The following is a 20,405-nucleotide window of genomic DNA, read 5'->3' as shown; positions in this document are numbered from 1 at the left end:
GTGCCTCTCTGGACAACCCTTAAAAGGTACTGCTACAAATTATTCAATTGAACTTTCTTTCATTTCCATCTCTTCTCTTTCCATCTCAACATCTGGCTGAGCTTTACCTGGTAGTATAAAGTTTAGAAGAACACCAATGATTGCTGCTAGAGCCATGCCTTCAATGGAAAACGTTTTGGTAAATGCTAGCTTTGCTCCGCCAATTCCTAAGATCAAGATGACCGATGCAATCACAAGATTACGCTTATCATCAAAATCAATCTTATTCTCGACAAGCATGCGCAAACCGCTTGAAGCAATAATCCCGAAGAGCAGGATTGATACACCACCAAGAACTGGAGTAGGAATCGTACCAACAAGTGCCATTAGTTTACCTGAGAATGAAAGGAGGATGGCGAATACTGCCGCACCACCAATCACCCATACGCTGAAGATACGTGTTAATACAAGGACACCGATATTTTCACCATAAGTCGTTTTAGGTGGACCACCAATCAATGAACTGATGAGTGTGCCTAGTCCATCACCAAGCAAGGACCGGTTTAAACCAGGGTCTTTAATAAAATTGCGGTGAACTACTTTTCCTAAAACAAGCTGATGCCCGATATGTTCGGAGATTGTCACAATGACAATCGGCACCATTGCCAGCAGCAATGTAGATGTGACATGGAATTCATAATCAACTCCAGGTATCAGGAAGTCTGGCGTTTTAAACCATTTTGCTTCTACTACCTTACTAAAGTTAATGAGGTGGGTATTAAACACCGCATCTGAGATCAGTGAAGCAATATAACCGCCAATCAATCCGATAAGTATCGGCATAGTGCTAATAACACCTTTAAAGAAGTTATTGCATAGGATTGAAATAGCTAGCGTGATCAAACCGATAACAAAGTAAGCTGCGCTATACACTTCTTTGTTGTCTCCCACTGTTTCGTACATCGTCATATGGACAGCAGTTCCTGCAAGCCCTAAACCAATGACCATGATGACAGGCGCTACTACGATAGGCGGCAATAATTTCATAATCCACTTGTATCCTGTTTTCCAAATTAATAAGGATACAATCCCATATACAAGCCCTACCGCCATTGCACCGATCATCGCACTACCAGGTCCGTCTCCTGTTGCTGATGCTACTTGGATCGGCGCTATAAAGGCAAATGATGATCCTAGATAAGCCGGTACTTTAAAGCGTGTTACAAGCAAGAATATAATTGTTGCTATTCCACTTGTTAATAAAGCGATGGCTGGTGACAAGCCTGTTAATGTTGGGACAAGGATAGTTGAACCAAACATTGCAAACATATGCTGCAAACTAAGTGTAACTAACTGTCCTCCCGAAGGTTTGTCGTTAATATCCAATACTGCATTTGACATCTCAATATTCCTCACATTCTAAGAAAACTACTGTTATTCGTAAATAGCTACTACGTCTGTTTGATCAGCTTCTACCATGTTGACTTCAATTCTTTCATTGCTAGCCGTAGGAATATTTTTACCTACGAAGTCTGCTCGTATCGGCAATTCTCTATGGCCGCGGTCTACTAAAACCGCCAATTGGATTTGTGATGGTCTGCCAATATCCATCACGGCATCCATTGCTGCTCGTACTGTACGTCCTGTATATAGAACATCATCTACTAAGATGACTTTTTGATTTGATACATCATACGTTATGTCAACGTCTTTCACTAAGGCTTCGCCATTATCTGTTTTAACTGTTAGATCATCGCGATATAAGGAAATGTCTAATTCACCAGAACGAATTTCTTTTTTCTCAATTAAGTTAATTTTTTCAGCTAATCGTTTGGCCAAAAATGCGCCTCTCGTTTTAATTCCAACAAGGATACATTCATCGATCCCTTCATTGCGTTCAATAATTTCATGTGCAATACGGGTAATCGCCCTATTCATTGCAGCTTGATCTAATAGTTCTGCTTTTTTCTTCATTATGGTTCTCCTTTCGTTGAAATTCTTTGCATAAAAAAACTCTTGAGCGAATGGCCCAAGAGGTTATAGGTATACTGATAGATTGTCAAGTAAGCAGTTACTGCATACGAACTTCACATTCATCGCATCCCTTTTCAGCCTCTCTGGACTGTTCTTAAAGGTGAATATTAACTTTTCACTGCAATTAGTATATGCCCTCACATTGACGATGTCAATAGTTGCTTTTTAATTCTTTCAAGAGTTCTTGATAATCCTCAGGCAGAGGTGCTTGGAATTCCATATACTCTTTTGTTATGGGATGAATAAAACCTAAAATGCCTGCATGCAACGCTTGTCCGCCGAAATCAATCGTTTTCTTTGGTCCGTATTTTGGATCGCCTACTAACGGGTAACCAATATAATTCAAATGCACACGAATTTGATGTGTTCTTCCAGTTTCAAGTCGGCATTGGATTAACGTATAGTCAACACCAAATCGATCAGCTACTTGGAAGTGTGTAACTGCGTGTTTTCCTTGATCGACAACTGCCATCTTTTGGCGGTCTTTTTGATCTCGTCCAATTGGTGCGTCAATCGTACCTTTATCATGAGGAATATGTCCATGTACAAGCGCAGTATATCGGCGCGTTACTGTTTTATCAACCAATTGTTGAACAAGTGATTCATGCGCCTTATCATTTTTGGCCACCATCAATAAGCCAGACGTATCTTTATCAATTCGATGTACGATTCCTGGGCGCATCACACCATTTATGCCTGAAAGATCTTTGCAATGGTACATCAGACCATTCACCAAAGTCCCTGTCGTATGTCCTGGTGCAGGGTGGACGACCATACCTTTTGGTTTGTTAACTACTAGCACATCACTATCTTCATAAACAATGTCTAAATTAAGATCTTCTGCGATAATTTCTAAAGGTTCAGGTTCAGGCGGTGTTACTGTGATTTCGTCACCCTCCTGGACTTTATATTTGGCTTTGATGGGACTTCCGTTTACAACTACCAGGCCCTCTTGTACAAAACCTTGAATTTGAGTACGTGACCAATCTTGTTGAATTGATGCAAGGGCTTTATCAATACGTTCACCTTGCATTTCATTTGTTATCGTATATGTGACTGACATTACTTCACCTTTTTCTTTTCTATTTTTCCTTCGAAGATTATATATAGTATGAGCATAATAACACCAAATGTTAACGCTGCATCTGCAATATTAAATATAGGGAAATCATAATTAATCACTGGGATGATCACATGTACAAAATCGACTACTTCTCCTCGGAATACTCGGTCAATAAAATTGCCAATTGCTCCGCCCAGCAGCAACATCAAACTCACTTGGAACAGTGGTTTTCCCTTTCCTTCTTTGTGATAATAATAAATGATGCCCAAAATCACAATAATGGTGACTAATGCAAATAACCAAAATTGTCCTTGCAGCATTCCCCATGCTGCTCCGCGATTACGATGGGAGTATAGCCCAAAATAAGGATCTATTAGCGAGATGCTCTCTCCATATTTCATATTCTCCACAATGCTCCATTTTGACAACTGATCAAGTATAATGACCAAAATCGCTATACCATAATATTTGTACATGGCAAACCCTCCGTTTACTGCCGAATCTAACCTATTCTATCATATAATACACGCAAGAGAAAAACACACCATACATTCAAGTCAAAAATCCTTATATTGCTTGATTCATGACAATGATTAAATGCAAAAAGCCGCTCACATTTCGTAAACGGCTTTTTGTTTATTGCTATTATTCAGCTTCGCTATAGTAATTCTCCACTACTTCTGCACAATGTGCACAAAGTGTTGGATGAGCAGGATTTTCACCAACTGTTTTTGAAATCGTCCAGCAGCGTTCACATTTTTCACCTTCTGCTTTTTCGACTACAACAGCAACATTTTCAACTTTCACTGCATCTGCAGGTGCGTTATCAACAACTCCGCCTACAACAAATTCTGATACAATGTTCAACTGAGCAAAATTGATTTGTGGATCCTGTAAAAGAGTAACTGTTTGTTCATCACCGAAGACTGTTACTTTTGCTTCTAATGATTTCCCGATTGTTTTCGCATTACGAGCTTCTTCTAATGCTTTTAATACTGTGTTTCGAATCGCCATAATAGAAGTCCATTTTTCTGATAGTTGTTCGAAATTCTCTTTTTGAACAGCATCAGGCATATCTGTCAATTGGACGCTTTCAGCATCTGCATAGCTTAGATAAGACCACATCTCATCTGTTGTATGCGGAATGATTGGCGTTAATAATTTCAATAACGCATTTAATGTATCATACATCACGGCTTGCATTGCACGGCGCGGCTGAGCATCTGCACCCTCGATATATACAACATCCTTTGCAATATCCAAATAGAATGAACTTAGCTCTGCTGCTACAAAGTTGTTGATTGCTTTATAAACAGTCGCAAATTCATAACGATCGTATGCATCACGTACTGTTTGAATCAGCTTTTGTAGCTCCATGTACATATATTGATCGACTTCACGTAAATTTTCATACGATACATAGTCTTGTTCTGGATTAAAGTCGTGTAAATTACCGTGTAAGAACTTTAATGTATTACGGATTTTACGATATACTTCTGACACTTGTTTCAACATATCCATCGAAATACGCACGTCTGCTGTATAGTCAACAGAAGCTACCCATAGACGTAAAATATCTGCTCCGTATTGGTTCATCACTTTACTTGGCGCAATGATATTGCCAAGCGATTTACTCATTTTTCTTCCATCTCCATCAAGTACAAAGCCGTGTGAAAGCAATCCTTTGTACGGCGCATGGCCATTGATAGCTACAGAAGTGATAAGAGAAGAGTTAAACCAACCGCGATATTGGTCAGAGCCTTCTAAATACAAGTCTGCAGGATAACGTAGTTCAGGTCGTTCAACTAATACACCTTGGTGAGATGAACCAGAGTCGAACCATACATCCATAATGTCTGTCTCTTTCGTGAATTCTCTATTTGGCGATCCCTCATGCGTGAATCCTTCTGGTAGCAATTCTTTCGCTGTTTTTTGGAACCAAATATTTGAGCCATGCTCACGGAATAATTTTTGTACGTGTGAGATGGTTTCTTCAGTGATAATTTCTTCCCCGTTCTCTGCATAGAAGACTGGAATTGGCACGCCCCATGCACGCTGACGTGAAATACACCAGTCTCCGCGGTCGCGAATCATGTTGTACAGGCGAGTTTCACCCCATACCGGCGTAAAATTCGTGTCACGGATAGCTTGAAGCAACTCTGGACGGAATTTATCAATAGATGCAAACCATTGTGGTGTAGCACGGAAAATAACAGGTTTTTTTGTACGCCAATCGTGCGGATATGAGTGTTCAAAGAATGTAAGATTCAATAACGCGCCAGCCTCATCCAATTTTTCGCAGATCGGTTTGTTGGCTTTATCGTAAAACATACCAGCAAACTCGCCCGCATCTTCTGTTAAGCAGCCTTTATGATCTACAACTGATAAAGTTTCCAGTCCGTAACGCTTACCGACTTGATAGTCATCTTCACCATGGCCAGGTGCTGTATGAACACAACCAGTACCAGCATCAAGCGTTACATGGTCGCCCAGCATAACAAGTGATTCACGATCAAATAGAGGATGTTTCGCCGTTACATTTTCAAGGTCCGTCCCTTTGATTTCACGATCGATTTCAGGATTTTCCCAGCCTAGCTTCTCAGCTACCGCTTCAAGCAATCCTTTCGCAATAATGTATTTTTGACCATTCTCTTTTACAACTACATACGTATATTCAGGATTTACAGAAATACCAAGGTTCGCAGGAATCGTCCAAGGTGTTGTCGTCCAAATAATGAATTTTTCCCCTGCATTTACTACACCTTTTCCATCTAAAACATCAAAAGCAACATAAATAGAAGGAGATTTAATATCTTTATATTCGATTTCTGCTTCTGCTAAAGCAGATTCACTTGAAGGAGACCAATACACTGGTTTTAATCCTTTATAGATATAGCCTTTTTTAGCCATATCGCCAAACACGCCAATTTGACGCGCTTCGAATTCCGGTTTCAAAGTGATATATGGGTTTTCCCAATCACCGCGAACTCCAATGCGTTTAAATTGTTCACGTTGGCGTTCTACTTGTTCGTATGCATACTCTTTACAAAGTTCACGGAATTCCGCTACAGTCATTTTCTTGCGGTCAACGCCTTTATTTGTTAAAGCTTGCTCAATTGGAAGTCCGTGAGTATCCCAGCCCGGTACGTATGGTGAATAGTGCCCAGTCATAGAACGATGGCGATTTACCATGTCCTTTAATACTTTATTGAGCGCATGGCCCATATGAATATCACCATTTGCATAAGGAGGGCCGTCATGCAAGATGAATGCTGGGCGATCCTTCGTACGTTCTAGAACTTTTGTATAGATGTCCATATCCTTCCACTTATCTTGAATTTTCGGCTCATTGTTTGGTAGATTTCCGCGCATAGGGAAATCTGTTTTTGGCATTAACAGGGTATTTTTATAATCCATTTTTATTCCTCCTTGACTACTTGAAACTCATTTTTAAAATAAAAAAACTCCTCATCCCAAAAAGGGACGAGGAGGAGATTTCTCGCGGTACCACCCTAGTTGCGCTGTAAAAGCGCCGCTTAAGACACCTTAACGCGGTGTTGACGAGATTGCCTACTTCCCTTTCAACAATCTAGTTCAGGAGTGATTTTCTTTTATAAGCGTTTCGTTTAGGCTTCCACTATCCCTAAATCGCTAGACGGCACTTATAAAGTACTCTCTCCATCATTACTTTTATATATGATGACATTATAGTTAAAATGGACGCTTCCAGTCAAGTACTAATCCTGTGGCAGGTCCAAATGCTCTAATTCTGCGGTATCCACTTCATATTCCATTAAATGATCCCAATCATCTGATTGAATTAAATCCAATTGAGCTTCGACAATCATTTTGAAACGATTGCGGAAGACTTTTGATTGCTTTTTCAATTCTTCGATTTCCATTGCGATGCGGCGAGCTTTGGAAAGGGCTTCATTGACTATACGATCCGCGTTTTTTTCAGCTTCTTTGACAATTAGCTTTGCTTCTTTTTGAGAGTTTCGACGGACTTCTTCTGCTGCTTCCTGTGCAATGACAATTGACTTTTGCAACGTTTCTTCAATTGAGTTATAGTGCCCAATCTGTTCGTTACTTGAAAGAAGTTTATTCTCAAGCTCCTTTTTTTCTTTTAGCACTATTTCATAATCTTTAATAACTTGTTCTAGAAACTCATTTACTTCATCTTCATTATATCCTCTAAAGCCGCGACTAAATTCTTTATTATGTATATCAAGTGGCGATAATGGCATGATTTGCACCTCTCCTTAACTACATTTACTCATTATTATACATTTCTCTATTTGGAAGTTCACTCAAATTCTGCATTTTTATAAGAAAATTACGATTTTCGGTCCATTTTCCCTACTTTCATGCGGTATTTATCTTTTTTTGTCTTACCTTCGATTGATTGAATGATAAAGCGGCCGAGTCCTCTTATGGATATCAAATCGGATTCTTGCAATTCGAAAGAAACTTGTTCACATAGGGCAAAATTCACTTTTACTTTCCCACCATTGATGAACGCAGCTGCTTTCTGGCGCGATATTGGATAAACCGAAGCTATGACAGTATCTAAACGTAAAGAACTTGTTGTTGTTGACTGCTCTTTCCAATCGGCATCAGGAGGCAATAAAGTATCAGACGTAGGCAATTGCCCCACTTCTACTTTAGCTTGGCCAACGCTAATCAGATTAAGCCTCACATATTCAAACACTTCTTTGGCCACAACAAATTGAACAGTTTCTGAGCCCACACGTATGTCGCCAAACTTAGAGCGCTCAAGTCCAATCGATAATAAGGCGCCCAGTACATCTGGATGTTTTAAATGAACAAATTTCGAAGGATAGCTAAGTTGACAAATAACTAGGTTGAAATCTTCTTCTGACGGTAAAAAGTAATCTGGATAAATGAGAGCTCTTTGTCGCTCCGCTCCATCAAATAAACCAGCCATAGAAACTTGTATATCGCCATTCTTCCCAATAATATTGTGGACAATCTGACTCATGCGTGGATCTAAAAAATCGGTTAGCTTTGGCGCATACTGATCCTCCACTTCTTTTTTCCACCCGATTACTTGTTCGATAAAGGCTCTCTCCGATGGCCTGAAATGTTGAAATACATCTTCCATTGTAGTGTCTCCCTTTTAATTTCTTATCTAACAAAAAAGCCCCACACTCGGGTGGTGGCAACTTGTAAAAGAGAGCCCTTTTAAGGGGCTCTTTTTTAAAACACTATATAGCTAAGTACATAAAATATGCCTGTTTGAATTAAATTTAAAGCAATTAGCGCCACAATCGGTGATACATCAATCATGCCAATTGGTGGTATGAACTTTCTAAAGAAATCCAGATAAGGATCACATATTTTAGCTAAAAATCTTCCTACAGCTGACTCATACGCTGAAGGAATCCAAGACATCAAAATATAGATAATTAATGCAATGGAATAGAACTCAAAAAAAACCTTCACTATTGTAAATGGTAGCATGAACAATTATTCTCCTCTATTGATCGTCATATAAGTATTCTGATATATTTCCGTCCACTTCCATGTTATCAGGCGTACATAAGAATATATCTTTGCCGATCTTTTTAATATCTCCGCCAAGGGCAAAAATCGTTCCGCTGATAAAATCGATAATTCTCATACCCTGATCGCGTTCAATCCTTTGCAGGTTTACAACCACTGCCCGCTTATTCTTTAGATTGTCAGCTATATCTTGCGCCTCTGAGTAGACTCGCGGCTCTGATAACACGAGCTTAGAAGTTTTTTGTGTAATACTAACGAGGTTTGGGACATTTGACGGATAATCAACTTGTTTTTGACGTTCTTTCATAGACTGCTTCTTAACAGCAGCAGGTCTATTAACGATTGGTGGCTGTACTTGTTGCTGTCTTGCTTGTTGTTGCGGCACAGCTTGCTGGCGTATCGGTTCTTTGCGTACAGTCTGTTCTTCTACGTATTCTTCTTCCTCTTCTAAATAGAAAAAGTTTTTGATTTTATCCTTCACCTTCATTAAGAGTCCCTTCTTTCGTCCCAACTAGAGCTGTGCCAATACGGACAAATGTCGCTCCCTCTTCAATGGCAATCTCATAATCATTCGACATTCCCATTGAAAGTTCGGTGCATGGTGCATAGCTATATCCTTTACTAGCAATCTCTAACTGTAAATTTTTTAATGATTTGAATACACTGCGAATAATTGCTTGATTTTCAGTATTAGGTGCCATTGTCATTAAACCGACAACGCGAATATGAGGGAATATTGATAGTTGCTCTATAAAAGGCAAAACTTCCTCTGGCGTTAAACCATGTTTGGAATCCTCACCAGATACATTCACCTGCACAAAACAATTGACATTAGAAGCTGCACGTTTATCTATTTCCTCAGCTAGGCTAATGCGGTCAAGGGAATGTAAGTAATCAATCTGATTGATTACTTTACGGACTTTTCTAGTTTGCAAAGAACCAATATAATGCCATGTTGCATTATTTTTAATCTCAACCTGCTTATCTAATAAACCCTCAGGACGATTTTCTCCTAAATGGGTCAGCCCTGCCTTTATTGCCTCTTTGGTCCGAGCTGTTGAAACTTGCTTTGTAACAGCAATTATCGAAATATCGCTAAGTTTTCTGCCAGCCTTTTTGCAAGCATCTTCAATTCTTTTTTGGATATCATGTAAATTATTTATTATTGAGTTCATGTTAGCCTCGACTTTTCAAAAAATCTTGTATCCCAATTAGGGATTTTTATTTTCACATCAAAATTTTATTATAAATAAAGAGTAAATTAGGATAGAGATATTGTTCTCAAATCCCAATATGATTCCACTTCCAAGCAGGTAGAGTTTTAAAGCAAGCACCGCTTGAAATTTAACTTTACCCTATTGTATCAAGCCTTTTGGTAATTATCAATGAATAGCCGAATTCTTCAATCTAATCCTTTAACTAGGATGACATCCTTCCCTACCACTACTATATCCTTTATTGGTATTTTTAAAGCTTCTTTATGCCCTGAATTGAAAGAAATGAATTTTTTAGGTTCTGCCACGACAAACGCTTCAACATACCCTGTGTCTTTTTGGACAACTGCATCTTCAACATATCCTAAAAACCGTCCACTATTTGCCGCAATAATCTCTTTTCGTTGAATATCCGAAAAACGCATTCAGTTTCCCCCTTTTTATATTAAGAGCGGGTTCATGCATACTATTCAGAATGTCTGTTGAATCTGCATGAAAAGATTAACTCCTATATGTATATATATATGAAAAAGAAGCACCATTCTTGATATGGATGCTTCTTATAATTTTATCTTGTATGGGCACCTGTATTCCTCAACACAAAAAATGTAGTGGCACCAGTCCGCCTAGTTGCAAGATGAATCTTTATACATGAACAATAGGAACGCTCCATCAGCAAGGAACGTTTTCTAATTCACTGATGGAAGCATTGCATCTTAGCAATCAATTCTTTTCGCTTGCATGCTCTTGAATGGTTTTTAGCGCGCTTTTTTCTAGCCTAGAGATTTGGGCTTGAGAGATGCCTAGATCTTTAGCTATTTCTGTTTGAGTATGACCATAATAATATCGTTTTGAGAGAATATTTTGTTGTCTTTTATCCAATTTCTGAACTTCTTCTTTAATTGAAACATAGGTTAGCCAGCGATCTTCCGAAACACTTTGATCCTTTAATTGATCCATCATATAAACTGGATCTCCTCCATCAGAATAAATCGGCTCATGAAGAGACATGGGTTCTTGGATAGCATCAAGTGCAAACAATATGTCTTCTTGGGGTAAACCTGTCATACGAGCCAGATCAGTTAAGGTAGGCTCCCGTAATTCTTCTGTTAGGAACTGTTCCTTTGCTTGCATTGCTTTATAAGCAATATCTCGTAAAGATCTGGATACGCGTACCGGATGGTGGTCTCTTAAGTGTCTTCTAATTTCACCGATAATCATAGGTACTGCATATGTTGAAAATCGTACATTATGTGAGAGGTCAAAGTGGTCGATTGACTTTAATAGCCCAATACAGCCTACTTGAAACAAATCATCAGCCTGTTCCCCTCGATATGCAAATCGGCCGACAATGCTTAACACTAACCGTAAATTCCCCATCACAAGTTGTTCTCTTACTTCTTCCTGACCACTTTGCAATGCGACAAACAACTCCCGCATTTCTTCATGCTTCAATACAGGTAAAGTGGATGTATCAACACCACAAATTTCAACTTTTGTTCGCATAATCTGCCTCCCGGATGCTTAATCACTGTTAGTAAATTAAGTGTGTCCGTCCGGGATAATTATATGCGTGATTTTTCTTACCAATTTCAACCGTTAAGACGTTAATTGATTTAAATGCGTACGCAATTCATGAATGATTTTTTTCTCTAAACGAGAAATGTAGGATTGAGAAATGCCTAAATGATCCGCTACTTCCTTTTGCGTCATCTCTTCTTTTCCTGCTAAGCCAAAACGACATTCCATAATATATCGTTCTCTTTCCTCTAATTTTTGAATGGCGTGAAACATATATTGACGTTCGATTTTCTTTTCTACGTCATCTGTAATTAGGTTTTCTTCTGTGCCTAAAATATCAGATAACAATAATTCATTTCCATCTCCATCTGAATTTAACGGTTCATCTAAAGACACTTCACCTTTCATACGGCTTGTTTTTCGCAAATGCATCAAGATTTCATTTTCTATACACCTTGAGGCATATGTAGCTAATTTAATTTTTTTATCAGCATTAAATGTTTCAATTGCTTTAATAAGGCCGATTGAACCAATGCTAATTAAATCCTCAATAGGGGTTTTCGCATTATCGAATCTTCTTGCAATATATACAACAAGTCTTAAATTATGCTCAATTAACACATCTCTTGCATGCATATCGCCATTTTTAAAAGCCAAAATCATTTCCTGTTCTTCTTCTTTCTTTAAGGGTGTCGGCAATGATTCATGACTGCCAATATAAAATGTCCCCGTCGCTCTAAACCTAGCAATTACTTCTGTTAGCCAACGCCATAATCGTAAAAACATTTAAATGCCCTCCCGTTCGTAAGATTGAAGTATATGGTGAAACTTTATTCAAGCTTCTTCTTTTTTTAATACATTGAAATCTGCTATAGCTATGCTGAAGAGTTGTAGTTTGCATTAAATACTGCCAACTCTCGATAAGGCAGTGAAGTGTAAGATTGCATCTGTCTCTTGTGGAAAATGAGTATTTTGCAGAGTTATGATTAAAAAGCCCGGAGCGATGGAGTGATGCTTGCCTTTTATTATTTGCCACTGGTCGTATTTAAGCGCAAGACTATATGTTTTCTTCTCTTGAACAGTTGTAATCGGAATGACTGCAACTTTCTTTTTATATTCATTTGGAAACATATCTAAATTATATGGATCGTTAACATCCCAATTATGCAATGCAATTTTTAAGTGTTCAGGCATTGATTGTTCGATAGCTTGATAACGCACAAAATGAACAGGACGTCCTGATAATGGTTCAACAGTCGTATTGCCAGTGTCAATAAAACATTTTAAAGAAACATCTATCTCGCCTAATTGAACTTTACACCATTGGACAAGTTGCTGTTGAAGGCGATCTCCCGTAAAGGCAAATAACCGGCTTTTTAAAATAAATAAACTAAATGAGGCAACAACTCCTGCTATTAGCATCAGTATAATAACTGAACGTCCAATTAATAATGGCTCAAGGGCTGTAAAAAGGCCTCCTGCAAATAATGCAGCAATGAAACACATCAGAGCAGTTTTCCAAAGTTGGCGAATATGAAATCCAAAGGCAAGAATCATCATGAGTAAAAATGCGACGACCATCATGAGAAACTGGTGACCAAATATGACAATCCATGCACCAGCAAATAATGCGCTTCCCATTAATCTTATTTTCTTTTTTCCCATATAACAGATTGAGTTGGTAAAAGAAAGAATAACGTAATTAAAAATGGCGTTTATTAATATTAATACCTCACCATACAATTCACCACCTCCCGCCTATTAACAACATACCATAGACAGATTTCAAAAATTGTCAAAGGGTGAAAGGTAAACAGGTGAAATTTCCGACATAAAGGGGCATTTTTTTAATTTCAGCATAAAAAAACTGTAGGCAAACACGAGGGATTTCATGTTTGCCTACAGTTTTTTATTTAACGACGTCTATTGCGATTACGCAAGAACGTTGGAATATCTAGACCTTCTTCTTGATTATTTGATTGGTAAGAAGTGTTTTGTTGTTGTCTTGGCGCCTCTTTCATTGTGTTCGCCATTTCTTCCGAACGTACTTCACGATTTGGCATTTGCTGCATTGGTTGTTGTTGACGTGGTGCACTCATACCGCCTCGGTTTGTATTACGGCCTTCAAATTGTTGTACTTCATCTTCTGTAAACTCTGTTGCAATGACTGTCACAACGATTTCGTCTTTTAAGTTATCATTAATGACAGCACCGAAGATAATGTTTACATCTTCATCAGAAGCAGATGAAACGATATCTGCCGCTTCTTGTACTTCGTATAAGCTTAAATTAGATCCGCCTGTCATATTCATTAGGACACCCTTCGCCCCATGAATAGATGTTTCAAGCAATGGACTTGAAATTGCTTTTTTCGCAGCTTCTACAGCGCGCGTTTCGCCTGATGCGATACCAATACCCATTAAAGCAGAGCCTTTATTGGACATGATTGTTTTGACATCGGCAAAGTCTAAGTTGATTAAACCAGGGACAGCGATTAAATCTGAAATCCCTTGGACACCTTGACGAAGTACATTATCCGCTTCACGGAAAGCTTCAAGCATTGGCGTATTTTTATCAACAATTTCTAACAAGCGATCATTTGGAATAACAATTAACGTATCAACTGCTTCTTTCATCGAGGATGTACCGGAAACAGCTTGTTTTTGACGTTTTTTCCCTTCAAAAGAGAATGGACGTGTAACAACGCCAACTGTTAATGCGCCAATATCACGAGCGATTTGGGCAATAACAGGAGCTGCGCCTGTACCTGTACCGCCGCCCATGCCGGCAGTAACAAATACCATATCCGCACCGCTAAGTGCTTCTTCAATTTGTTCTTTACTTTCCTCTGCTGCTTTTTTTCCTACTTCTGGGTTAGCACCTGCGCCAAGTCCGCGAGTAGATTTCGCACCAATTTGCAATTTAACTTCTGCATTTGATAGTTTTAATGCCTGTGCATCTGTATTCACGGCGATAAATTCTACCCCTTGCACTCCATGTTCAATCATTCGGTTGACTGCATTGTTACCGCCGCCGCCAACACCGATCACTTTAATTACAGCTAGTGAATCGTCATTTGTTTCAAATTCTAACATCCTAATTCCTCCTAGTTCAGCTATTAGTGTGTAGGGAAAATCGCCTATATATTATTCTAAGAATTTATTAAAGAACCCTTTTACTTTTGTAAGTACACCATCTCTATGTTCTTCCGTTTCATAGGATGCTTGTTTTTTGGGCTGTTCTACATGAGTGTCATATGGCACATTGCCTAGCGGATTATTATCGCTTACCTCATGGTTGAATTGCGATTCCTTATACGCATAGCGAATTAAATTTACAGCGGACGTATATTCAGGTTCTCTTACTCCTATATAATCAGGTGTATAAATCTTTACACTTGTCTGCAATACATGGCGTGCTAATTGAGGAAGGCCTTCTAATTTCGCAACACCGCCAGTCAAAACAACACCACCCGGCAAGTCTTGAATCCCCATCCGATACAATTCATCTATAATTAAATCGAAAAGTTCTTCTAGTCTTACACCTATAATTTCGGATATGTATCTTTGACTATACTGTTCTTTTGTATCTGCACCTATAACTGGTACTTCAAACAATTCATCATCAGAAGCATCATCATAATAAGCATGACCATATTCACGCTTAATCTTTTCTGCTTGTTCTGTTGGTGTTTTCAAAACGATTGATAAATCCTTCGTCAGATGATCGCCGCCAACAGGGATCATGGCTGTTCCAGTAAAATGTCCTTCTTCAAATACAGCAATAGTTGTAGAACCGCCGCCGATATCAACAAAAGCGGTACCTCTGTTGCGCTCATCCTCAGTAAGTGCAAATTCACCAGATGCTAATGGCTGCAAATAAATTTGTTGAATCTCTAAACCAGCCTTTTCAACGCAACGCAGTACATTGTGCAAGACTGTTTTAGATGTGGTAATCATTGTTCCGTCCATTTCTAAACGGATTCCGATCATACCTCTTGGATCCTTAATTCCATCTAAGCCATCAACAATATACTGAGTTGGTACAATGTTGATTAATTCTCGATCTGGCGGGATAGACATCAGTTGTGCTGATTCCATCACACGATCCAAATCTAAATCTGTGATTTCTCGGTTTTCGCTATTTACTGCCACAACGCCTTTAACAGCATGTAATTGTACTTGGTTTGCTGGAATACCTAAAATGACTTTATTGATAGTCATTCCTACCATTCTTTCAGCTTGATCTACTGCTTTTTTAATAGATTGGACTGTAGCATCTATATCTACAATGCTTCCTCTTCGGATACCTACCGATTTGACATTACCTACACCTATTACATGCACAGTCTCATCATTAACTTCTCCAATTAGCACTTTTACAGAAGAAGAACCAATATCTAGTGAAACATATAATTCTGAATGACTCAAACTGTGGCACCTCCTTCAATAACTCTTATGATTATTCTATTGTAAAATGTTAAACTTGTCTAAATAAATTCATGATTGACATACGAAAATCCTTCTATTCACCTGTTTTTTTTACTATATAAAACGGATTCATACACCATACACTTTAATTCCCCATTCACATAATAGGAAACTCTTCACCTATAAAAAGAGGTTTTCGGCAATTACCCATTTTATATAAATCTACTATTGCAATAAAATATAGGGAAGAAAAAAATAAAACTTTTTTCAATTAATTAATGCTTAAGCTAAGATTACTACATTTGTAAACTATTTAAAACTGATAATAATAGAAATAATGTAATTTTTAGATAAAAACACTGAATTAACCAAATGCTTGTACTGTATTTCTATTTTTTGCTGTATTCATCACGATAAGATCGATAGAATGTACCCACTTCTAAATCAATAACGCCTTTATCTTTATGTTTAATTTGAGAAATGATGGATGGATAAAATTTTAGCTTGGAAGCAAGAGATGAAATAGATCCCCTCACTTCAAAACCATCATTCATAAACATTTGAATAGCATAGGGATTTGAGTCGTTTGGTATTAGATTTACTTGTGATATCAATGCAGTTAATTCACTACTCAATTGTTTTAACTGACGAATCATCTTGACCCGGGTTTTTTTATTTTCAAAACCAACAAGTATTGGCATATCCAACCTTGTTGGTAGTTTACTTAAACGAAGGGTTTGTCCATTATCAAGAACTAAACTGTATTGATCATTTTCTTTTAAGAAAGCTACATCTTTATGCTCTTTAATGGAAAGTGTAACAGTATTGAGCCAGCTTCTTTTGACCTCAACACTTTTTACTATTTGCTTACTTTTTATAAGCCCTTCAATTTTGCTACTTTTAAAATCCCATAAAGAATTACCCTTTTTTAAACCACTATGCTTTATGTAATAGTCTTTACTTTGTAAATGGTTACCTTCTACTTTTATTCTTCCAATATGGCTATATGGCGATTGAAAATATAGAAGAGTCAGTAAGGTAATTAAGAATATAACTATAAGTATGATAAATCGTCGGTTTGTTCTTTTTTTTCGGCGTTCTCTTAATGTTGGAATTCGTTCTTCAATATCAATTACTTTATCCATACTGACCACTCCCTTCTATAAATTAGTCTTCCCTCGAAAAGTTCCATATGATGCCAATCGCAATCCATGTTACCACAAGAGATGTTCCTCCATAACTGATAAATGGCAATGTGACACCAGTAACGGGCAATAAACCTGATACTACACCAATGTTTAGGAATGCTTGAAATCCAATCATTCCTATTAATGTAGCTATGCTATACAGCGAAACTTTGAGACTCGACTTGTAAGCTAATCTTAAGCCTGCATAAATCAGCAACCCAAAAGCACAAATAATTGTCGCTGCCCCCAGAAAACCCATTTCTTCTGTAATAATGGAGAATATAAAATCATTTTGGGGTTCAGGTAAGTATAAATACTTTTGGCGGCTATTGCCAAAACCAAAGCCATATAATCCTGCCGGTCCTATAGCCATTAATGACTGAATCGCTTGAAATCCGCTACCTAAAGGATCTGACCACGGATCCAAAAAAGCCTCGATTCTTTTTAACCGATACGGTGCTGATAGGATCAATCCAACTAGCCCTGCGACGCCTGCAATAATTAAGAAAACATAAAACCGGAATGGATATCCTGCGATAAAGAATAACAAGAAGACAGATACAATTAAAATAAATGCAGATCCAAAATCTGGCTGTACCATTATAAGTGCCACTGGCAAAAACAGATAAAGAAAATGTTTCCAATGAATTTTAGATGCAGTTGCCTTTTGTTTAGACAGGATAAAACTCAACTTAATGATTGTAGCAATCTTCGTTAATTCCGAAGGTTGAAGACTCAGTGGTCCAAGCGCAATCCAGCTCTGGGATCCATTCCGGACAACACCAATCCCTGGAATTAAAACTGCTACTAGTAACAGTAATGATAACCAATAAAATAGTGTCCATGTTTTTTCTAGCTGAAGTCCTTTATAACGACCGCAAGCATAGAAAACGGTTAAAGCGATCGCTAAATAGATGAGTTGCTTTACTAAGAACGGCGCTGTTTGGCCATAATGGATTTTACCCCAGTACGAACCTGCCGAATATACAAAAACAATGCCAGAGGCAGTTAGAAATAACGCGGCAATGATTAACCATAAACGTTCACGCTGTAACAGGCAAGGCATCCTTCCTATTGTTAGTCTTTATATTCGTCTAATTCCATGACAGATTGGATAAATAAATCTCCTCTAGTTTCAAAGTTTGGATACTGGTCCCAACTTGCACAAGCAGGTGATAGAAGAATCACATCCCCTTCATTAGACAACTGAGCTGCCTTAGGGACAGCCTTCTGGATATCCGTTGCATATACAATGCTTTCAACACCGCAACTTTTCGCAAAATCTGCAAAACGCTCTGCGGTTTGACCGAATACAACTGTAGCATGAACATTTGCCATGACAGGTCGAAGTTCTTCAAAGGAGTGACCACGGTCTAATCCGCCCGCAAGTAGAACAATCGGTTGGTTGAACGCAGCAAGAGCACTTCGGGTAGCTAAGGTATTCGTCGCCTTAGAATCATTATAAATTTTTCTCTTTCTCCATTCGCGGACAAACTGTGTACGATGTCTTACACCGGCAAATGAAGATAGGACAGATGCCATATTCTCTTTTGGACAATCCATCAAAATAGCTGCTGCTACTGCTGCGAGGACATTTTCTAAATTATGCGCACCAGGTAATGCAATTGTGTCACGTTTTAAAATTGGTGCACCCTCCCAATAAATCATATCTTCGTCAGCGCTAATGCCCTCTTTGCTTATTGCTTTTGTTGTAAAAGGAATCAATTTCGCATTAGATTTTTCTGCATAGGAAGCTACAATTTCTTGGTCGGCATTATAAATCAAATAATCGCTACTATCCTGATTTCGCGTAATGTTGAATTTCGCTTCACCATATTCTTTCATGGTGCCATGGTAGTCAATATGTGCTTCGTATAAATTAGTCCAAATCGCAATTTTGGGTTTAAAAGTTTCAATACCCATTAACTGAAATGATGAAAGCTCCGTGACTATAACTTGATCAGCTTCTGCACTTTCAGCTACTGTGCAAGCCACTGTACCTATATTGCCAGCAATTAATGGCTTTAAACCGCCTTGTTGTAAAATTTCATATAGCAAGGTGGTTGTAGTCGTTTTTCCGTTTGAACCGGTAATACCAATAAAGGGTGCTTCGCTGATTAAATAAGCAAGCTCAACCTCTGTCCAAACTGGAATACCACGTTTTATAGCATCCTCTACAATAATATTGTTATACGGAATACCTGGATTTTTAATCACATATTCAAAGCCTTCATCCAATAAATTTCCCGGGTGATGACCACAAATAACAGTAATTCCTTGTTGAAGGAGCTTTTGAGCTTCTATATTTTCTTCGAATGGTTTGGCATCGTTGACTGTTACAAAAGCGCCCATTTTATGAAGCAATTCTGCAGCAGCCACCCCACTTTTAGCCAAACCTAATACTAGAACTTTCTTATGTTCCATCATAGATAGTTGTTTCATTACAATACCTCCGGAACCACTGCGAGCAATGCCGCCACTAATGCTGTTAACCAAAACGTTAGGACAATACGCCATTCCGACCAGCCTGATAGCTCAAAATGGTGATGTAGTGGACTCATTTTAAAAATTCGTTTACCTGTTAATTTAAAGCTTGCTACCTGTAAGATAACAGACAATGTTTCTAAGACAAAAATAATCCCGATGATCAATAGAAGAAGCTCTTGGCCAACAAGGATGGAGAGCATAGCTAAAGCTCCACCCAGTGCCAGCGAGCCTGTATCTCCCATAAACACTTTTGCCGGATTTGCGTTGAATAGTAAGAAACCTAATAGAGCTCCTACTACAGCAAACGCGAAAATAGCAATATCTAATTGGTCATTCAAGAGCGCCAATACTCCGTAAGCAGCAAAAGCAATAGATGCTGTGCCAGATACTAAACCATCCAATCCGTCTGTCAGGTTCACTGCGTTTGAGAAACCAACAAGCCAGAAAATCAGGAATAATACATAGATTGCTCCTAAATGGATTGCATAGTCAGTAAACGGTATTTGAATTGTATTATGGAAGGTACCTAATCTCATCAAGAAATAAGCTGCTACAGAAATAACGATTTGGCCAATCAACTTCTGTAAAGAGGTTAATCCCAAATTACGTTTAAAGATGATTTTTAAGCCATCATCTAAAAATCCGATCACCCCAAAACCTATTAAAACAATAATTAATATAATGGATTGTGAGGTGAACTCGCCTTTTATAAGGCTAATGATAAGGGTAGTCGCAATAATAGATAATAGGAAAATGACGCCTCCCATCGTCGGCGTACCCGCCTTTTTCATATGTGATTTAGGGCCTTCTTCACGGATGCTTTGGCCAAATTTAAATCGTCTTAACATGGGAATAATAATAGGGCCTAATATGACCGAGATAACAAAAGAAATTGCTAAAATAATTAGCATTGTTGCGATTGACATGAAAAAATTCTCCTTCTAAACTTCTTTAGTACATGTAC

General features: G+C 38.3%; 20 protein-coding genes and 1 other annotated feature. All 20 genes read right to left on the bottom strand.

The window, feature by feature from the left end:
* Positions 1–39 precede the first annotated feature (39 nt).
* The gene (locus AC6CHJ_RS03640; RefSeq protein ID WP_498287305.1) at positions 40–1,380 is read right to left on the bottom strand and encodes a uracil-xanthine permease family protein; all 1,341 of its coding nucleotides are present in this window, start codon (positions 1,378–1,380) and stop codon (positions 40–42) included.
* A gap of 33 nt (positions 1,381–1,413) precedes the next feature.
* Positions 1,414–1,953: a bifunctional pyr operon transcriptional regulator/uracil phosphoribosyltransferase PyrR gene (gene pyrR, locus AC6CHJ_RS03635; RefSeq protein WP_066785252.1), complete on the bottom strand. Its 540-nt coding sequence runs from the start codon at positions 1,951–1,953 to the stop codon at positions 1,414–1,416.
* 211 nt (positions 1,954–2,164) lie between these two features.
* Positions 2,165–3,076, bottom strand: a complete 912-nt coding sequence (locus AC6CHJ_RS03630; RefSeq protein ID WP_147194244.1) for an RluA family pseudouridine synthase — start codon at positions 3,074–3,076, stop codon at positions 2,165–2,167.
* Positions 3,076–3,552: a signal peptidase II gene (gene lspA / locus AC6CHJ_RS03625; protein WP_066785246.1), complete on the bottom strand. Its 477-nt coding sequence runs from the start codon at positions 3,550–3,552 to the stop codon at positions 3,076–3,078. The genes AC6CHJ_RS03630 and lspA overlap by 1 nt, the downstream gene beginning before the upstream one ends.
* A gap of 169 nt (positions 3,553–3,721) precedes the next feature.
* Positions 3,722–6,493, bottom strand: a complete 2,772-nt coding sequence (ileS, locus tag AC6CHJ_RS03620) for an isoleucine--tRNA ligase (protein ID WP_498287303.1) — start codon at positions 6,491–6,493, stop codon at positions 3,722–3,724.
* Positions 6,494–6,552: 59 nt separating this feature from the next.
* Positions 6,553–6,770 (bottom strand) — a binding site (T-box leader).
* Positions 6,771–6,813: 43 nt separating this feature from the next.
* Positions 6,814–7,323, bottom strand: coding sequence for a DivIVA domain-containing protein (locus tag AC6CHJ_RS03615; RefSeq protein WP_066785239.1), 510 nt, complete (start codon positions 7,321–7,323; stop codon positions 6,814–6,816).
* 89 nt (positions 7,324–7,412) lie between these two features.
* Complete coding sequence (locus AC6CHJ_RS03610) at positions 7,413–8,201, bottom strand: YlmH family RNA-binding protein (RefSeq protein ID WP_147194248.1); 789 nt, start codon at positions 8,199–8,201, stop codon at positions 7,413–7,415.
* Positions 8,202–8,296: 95 nt separating this feature from the next.
* Positions 8,297–8,560 (bottom strand): YggT family protein, encoded by a 264-nt coding sequence (locus AC6CHJ_RS03605; protein WP_066785234.1) that lies wholly within the window; start codon positions 8,558–8,560, stop codon positions 8,297–8,299.
* A 16-nt stretch (positions 8,561–8,576) separates the two neighbouring features.
* A complete protein-coding gene (locus AC6CHJ_RS03600) occupies positions 8,577–9,089 on the bottom strand; it encodes a cell division protein SepF (protein WP_498287301.1) in 513 nt (170 codons plus the stop codon).
* Positions 9,073–9,777 (bottom strand): YggS family pyridoxal phosphate-dependent enzyme, encoded by a 705-nt coding sequence (locus AC6CHJ_RS03595; RefSeq protein ID WP_498287300.1) that lies wholly within the window; start codon positions 9,775–9,777, stop codon positions 9,073–9,075. The genes AC6CHJ_RS03600 and AC6CHJ_RS03595 overlap by 17 nt, the downstream gene beginning before the upstream one ends.
* A gap of 227 nt (positions 9,778–10,004) precedes the next feature.
* Positions 10,005–10,241 (bottom strand): PRC-barrel domain-containing protein, encoded by a 237-nt coding sequence (locus AC6CHJ_RS03590; RefSeq protein ID WP_147194253.1) that lies wholly within the window; start codon positions 10,239–10,241, stop codon positions 10,005–10,007.
* A 298-nt stretch (positions 10,242–10,539) separates the two neighbouring features.
* Complete coding sequence (gene sigG, locus AC6CHJ_RS03585) at positions 10,540–11,322, bottom strand: RNA polymerase sporulation sigma factor SigG (protein ID WP_066785222.1); 783 nt, start codon at positions 11,320–11,322, stop codon at positions 10,540–10,542.
* A 93-nt stretch (positions 11,323–11,415) separates the two neighbouring features.
* On the bottom strand, positions 11,416–12,123 hold the full coding sequence (sigE, locus tag AC6CHJ_RS03580; RefSeq protein WP_066785219.1) for an RNA polymerase sporulation sigma factor SigE: 708 nt from the start codon (positions 12,121–12,123) through the stop codon (positions 11,416–11,418).
* Positions 12,124–12,237: 114 nt separating this feature from the next.
* A complete protein-coding gene (locus tag AC6CHJ_RS03575) occupies positions 12,238–13,080 on the bottom strand; it encodes a sigma-E processing peptidase SpoIIGA (RefSeq protein WP_066785216.1) in 843 nt (280 codons plus the stop codon).
* A gap of 170 nt (positions 13,081–13,250) precedes the next feature.
* Positions 13,251–14,432 carry a cell division protein FtsZ gene (gene ftsZ / locus AC6CHJ_RS03570; protein ID WP_147194255.1) on the bottom strand — a complete coding sequence of 394 codons (1,182 nt, stop codon included), beginning with the start codon at positions 14,430–14,432 and terminating at the stop codon, positions 13,251–13,253.
* Positions 14,433–14,483: 51 nt separating this feature from the next.
* Entirely contained in the window at positions 14,484–15,767 is a 1,284-nt protein-coding gene (gene ftsA, locus AC6CHJ_RS03565; RefSeq protein ID WP_066785209.1) for a cell division protein FtsA, read from the bottom strand.
* A gap of 389 nt (positions 15,768–16,156) precedes the next feature.
* Positions 16,157–16,912, bottom strand: coding sequence for a cell division protein FtsQ/DivIB (locus AC6CHJ_RS03560; RefSeq protein WP_249775645.1), 756 nt, complete (start codon positions 16,910–16,912; stop codon positions 16,157–16,159).
* Positions 16,913–16,934: 22 nt separating this feature from the next.
* Positions 16,935–18,020, bottom strand: coding sequence for a putative lipid II flippase FtsW (gene ftsW / locus AC6CHJ_RS03555; protein WP_066785205.1), 1,086 nt, complete (start codon positions 18,018–18,020; stop codon positions 16,935–16,937).
* Between the two features lie 11 nt (positions 18,021–18,031).
* Complete coding sequence (gene murD, locus AC6CHJ_RS03550; RefSeq protein ID WP_147194259.1) at positions 18,032–19,396, bottom strand: UDP-N-acetylmuramoyl-L-alanine--D-glutamate ligase; 1,365 nt, start codon at positions 19,394–19,396, stop codon at positions 18,032–18,034.
* Positions 19,396–20,367: a phospho-N-acetylmuramoyl-pentapeptide-transferase gene (mraY, locus tag AC6CHJ_RS03545; protein WP_066785199.1), complete on the bottom strand. Its 972-nt coding sequence runs from the start codon at positions 20,365–20,367 to the stop codon at positions 19,396–19,398. The genes murD and mraY overlap by 1 nt, the downstream gene beginning before the upstream one ends.
* Positions 20,368–20,405 lie beyond the last annotated feature (38 nt).

The sequence above is a fragment of the Rummeliibacillus sp. GQ308 genome (genome assembly GCF_059759115.1).
This window is presented reverse-complemented; position numbering and strand designations above follow the sequence as displayed.

Excerpts from the sequence above, each read along its gene's own strand:
- AC6CHJ_RS03640 (WP_498287305.1), bottom strand. The coding sequence starts at position 1,380 with ATGTCAAATGCAGTATTGGATATTAACGACAAACCTTCGGGAGGACAG.
- pyrR (WP_066785252.1), bottom strand. The coding sequence starts at position 1,953 with ATGAAGAAAAAAGCAGAACTATTAGATCAAGCTGCAATGAATAGGGCG.
- AC6CHJ_RS03630 (WP_147194244.1), bottom strand. The coding sequence starts at position 3,076 with ATGTCAGTCACATATACGATAACAAATGAAATGCAAGGTGAACGTATT.
- lspA (WP_066785246.1), bottom strand. The coding sequence starts at position 3,552 with ATGTACAAATATTATGGTATAGCGATTTTGGTCATTATACTTGATCAG.
- ileS (WP_498287303.1), bottom strand. The coding sequence starts at position 6,493 with ATGGATTATAAAAATACCCTGTTAATGCCAAAAACAGATTTCCCTATG.
- AC6CHJ_RS03615 (WP_066785239.1), bottom strand. The coding sequence starts at position 7,323 with ATGCCATTATCGCCACTTGATATACATAATAAAGAATTTAGTCGCGGC.
- AC6CHJ_RS03610 (WP_147194248.1), bottom strand. The coding sequence starts at position 8,201 with ATGGAAGATGTATTTCAACATTTCAGGCCATCGGAGAGAGCCTTTATC.
- AC6CHJ_RS03605 (WP_066785234.1), bottom strand. The coding sequence starts at position 8,560 with ATGCTACCATTTACAATAGTGAAGGTTTTTTTTGAGTTCTATTCCATT.
- AC6CHJ_RS03600 (WP_498287301.1), bottom strand. The coding sequence starts at position 9,089 with ATGAAGGTGAAGGATAAAATCAAAAACTTTTTCTATTTAGAAGAGGAA.
- AC6CHJ_RS03595 (WP_498287300.1), bottom strand. The coding sequence starts at position 9,777 with ATGAACTCAATAATAAATAATTTACATGATATCCAAAAAAGAATTGAA.
- AC6CHJ_RS03590 (WP_147194253.1), bottom strand. The coding sequence starts at position 10,241 with ATGCGTTTTTCGGATATTCAACGAAAAGAGATTATTGCGGCAAATAGT.
- sigG (WP_066785222.1), bottom strand. The coding sequence starts at position 11,322 with ATGCGAACAAAAGTTGAAATTTGTGGTGTTGATACATCCACTTTACCT.
- sigE (WP_066785219.1), bottom strand. The coding sequence starts at position 12,123 with ATGTTTTTACGATTATGGCGTTGGCTAACAGAAGTAATTGCTAGGTTT.
- ftsZ (WP_147194255.1), bottom strand. The coding sequence starts at position 14,432 with ATGTTAGAATTTGAAACAAATGACGATTCACTAGCTGTAATTAAAGTG.
- AC6CHJ_RS03560 (WP_249775645.1), bottom strand. The coding sequence starts at position 16,912 with ATGGATAAAGTAATTGATATTGAAGAACGAATTCCAACATTAAGAGAA.
- ftsW (WP_066785205.1), bottom strand. The coding sequence starts at position 18,020 with ATGCCTTGCCTGTTACAGCGTGAACGTTTATGGTTAATCATTGCCGCG.
- murD (WP_147194259.1), bottom strand. The coding sequence starts at position 19,396 with ATGAAACAACTATCTATGATGGAACATAAGAAAGTTCTAGTATTAGGT.
- mraY (WP_066785199.1), bottom strand. The coding sequence starts at position 20,367 with ATGTCAATCGCAACAATGCTAATTATTTTAGCAATTTCTTTTGTTATC.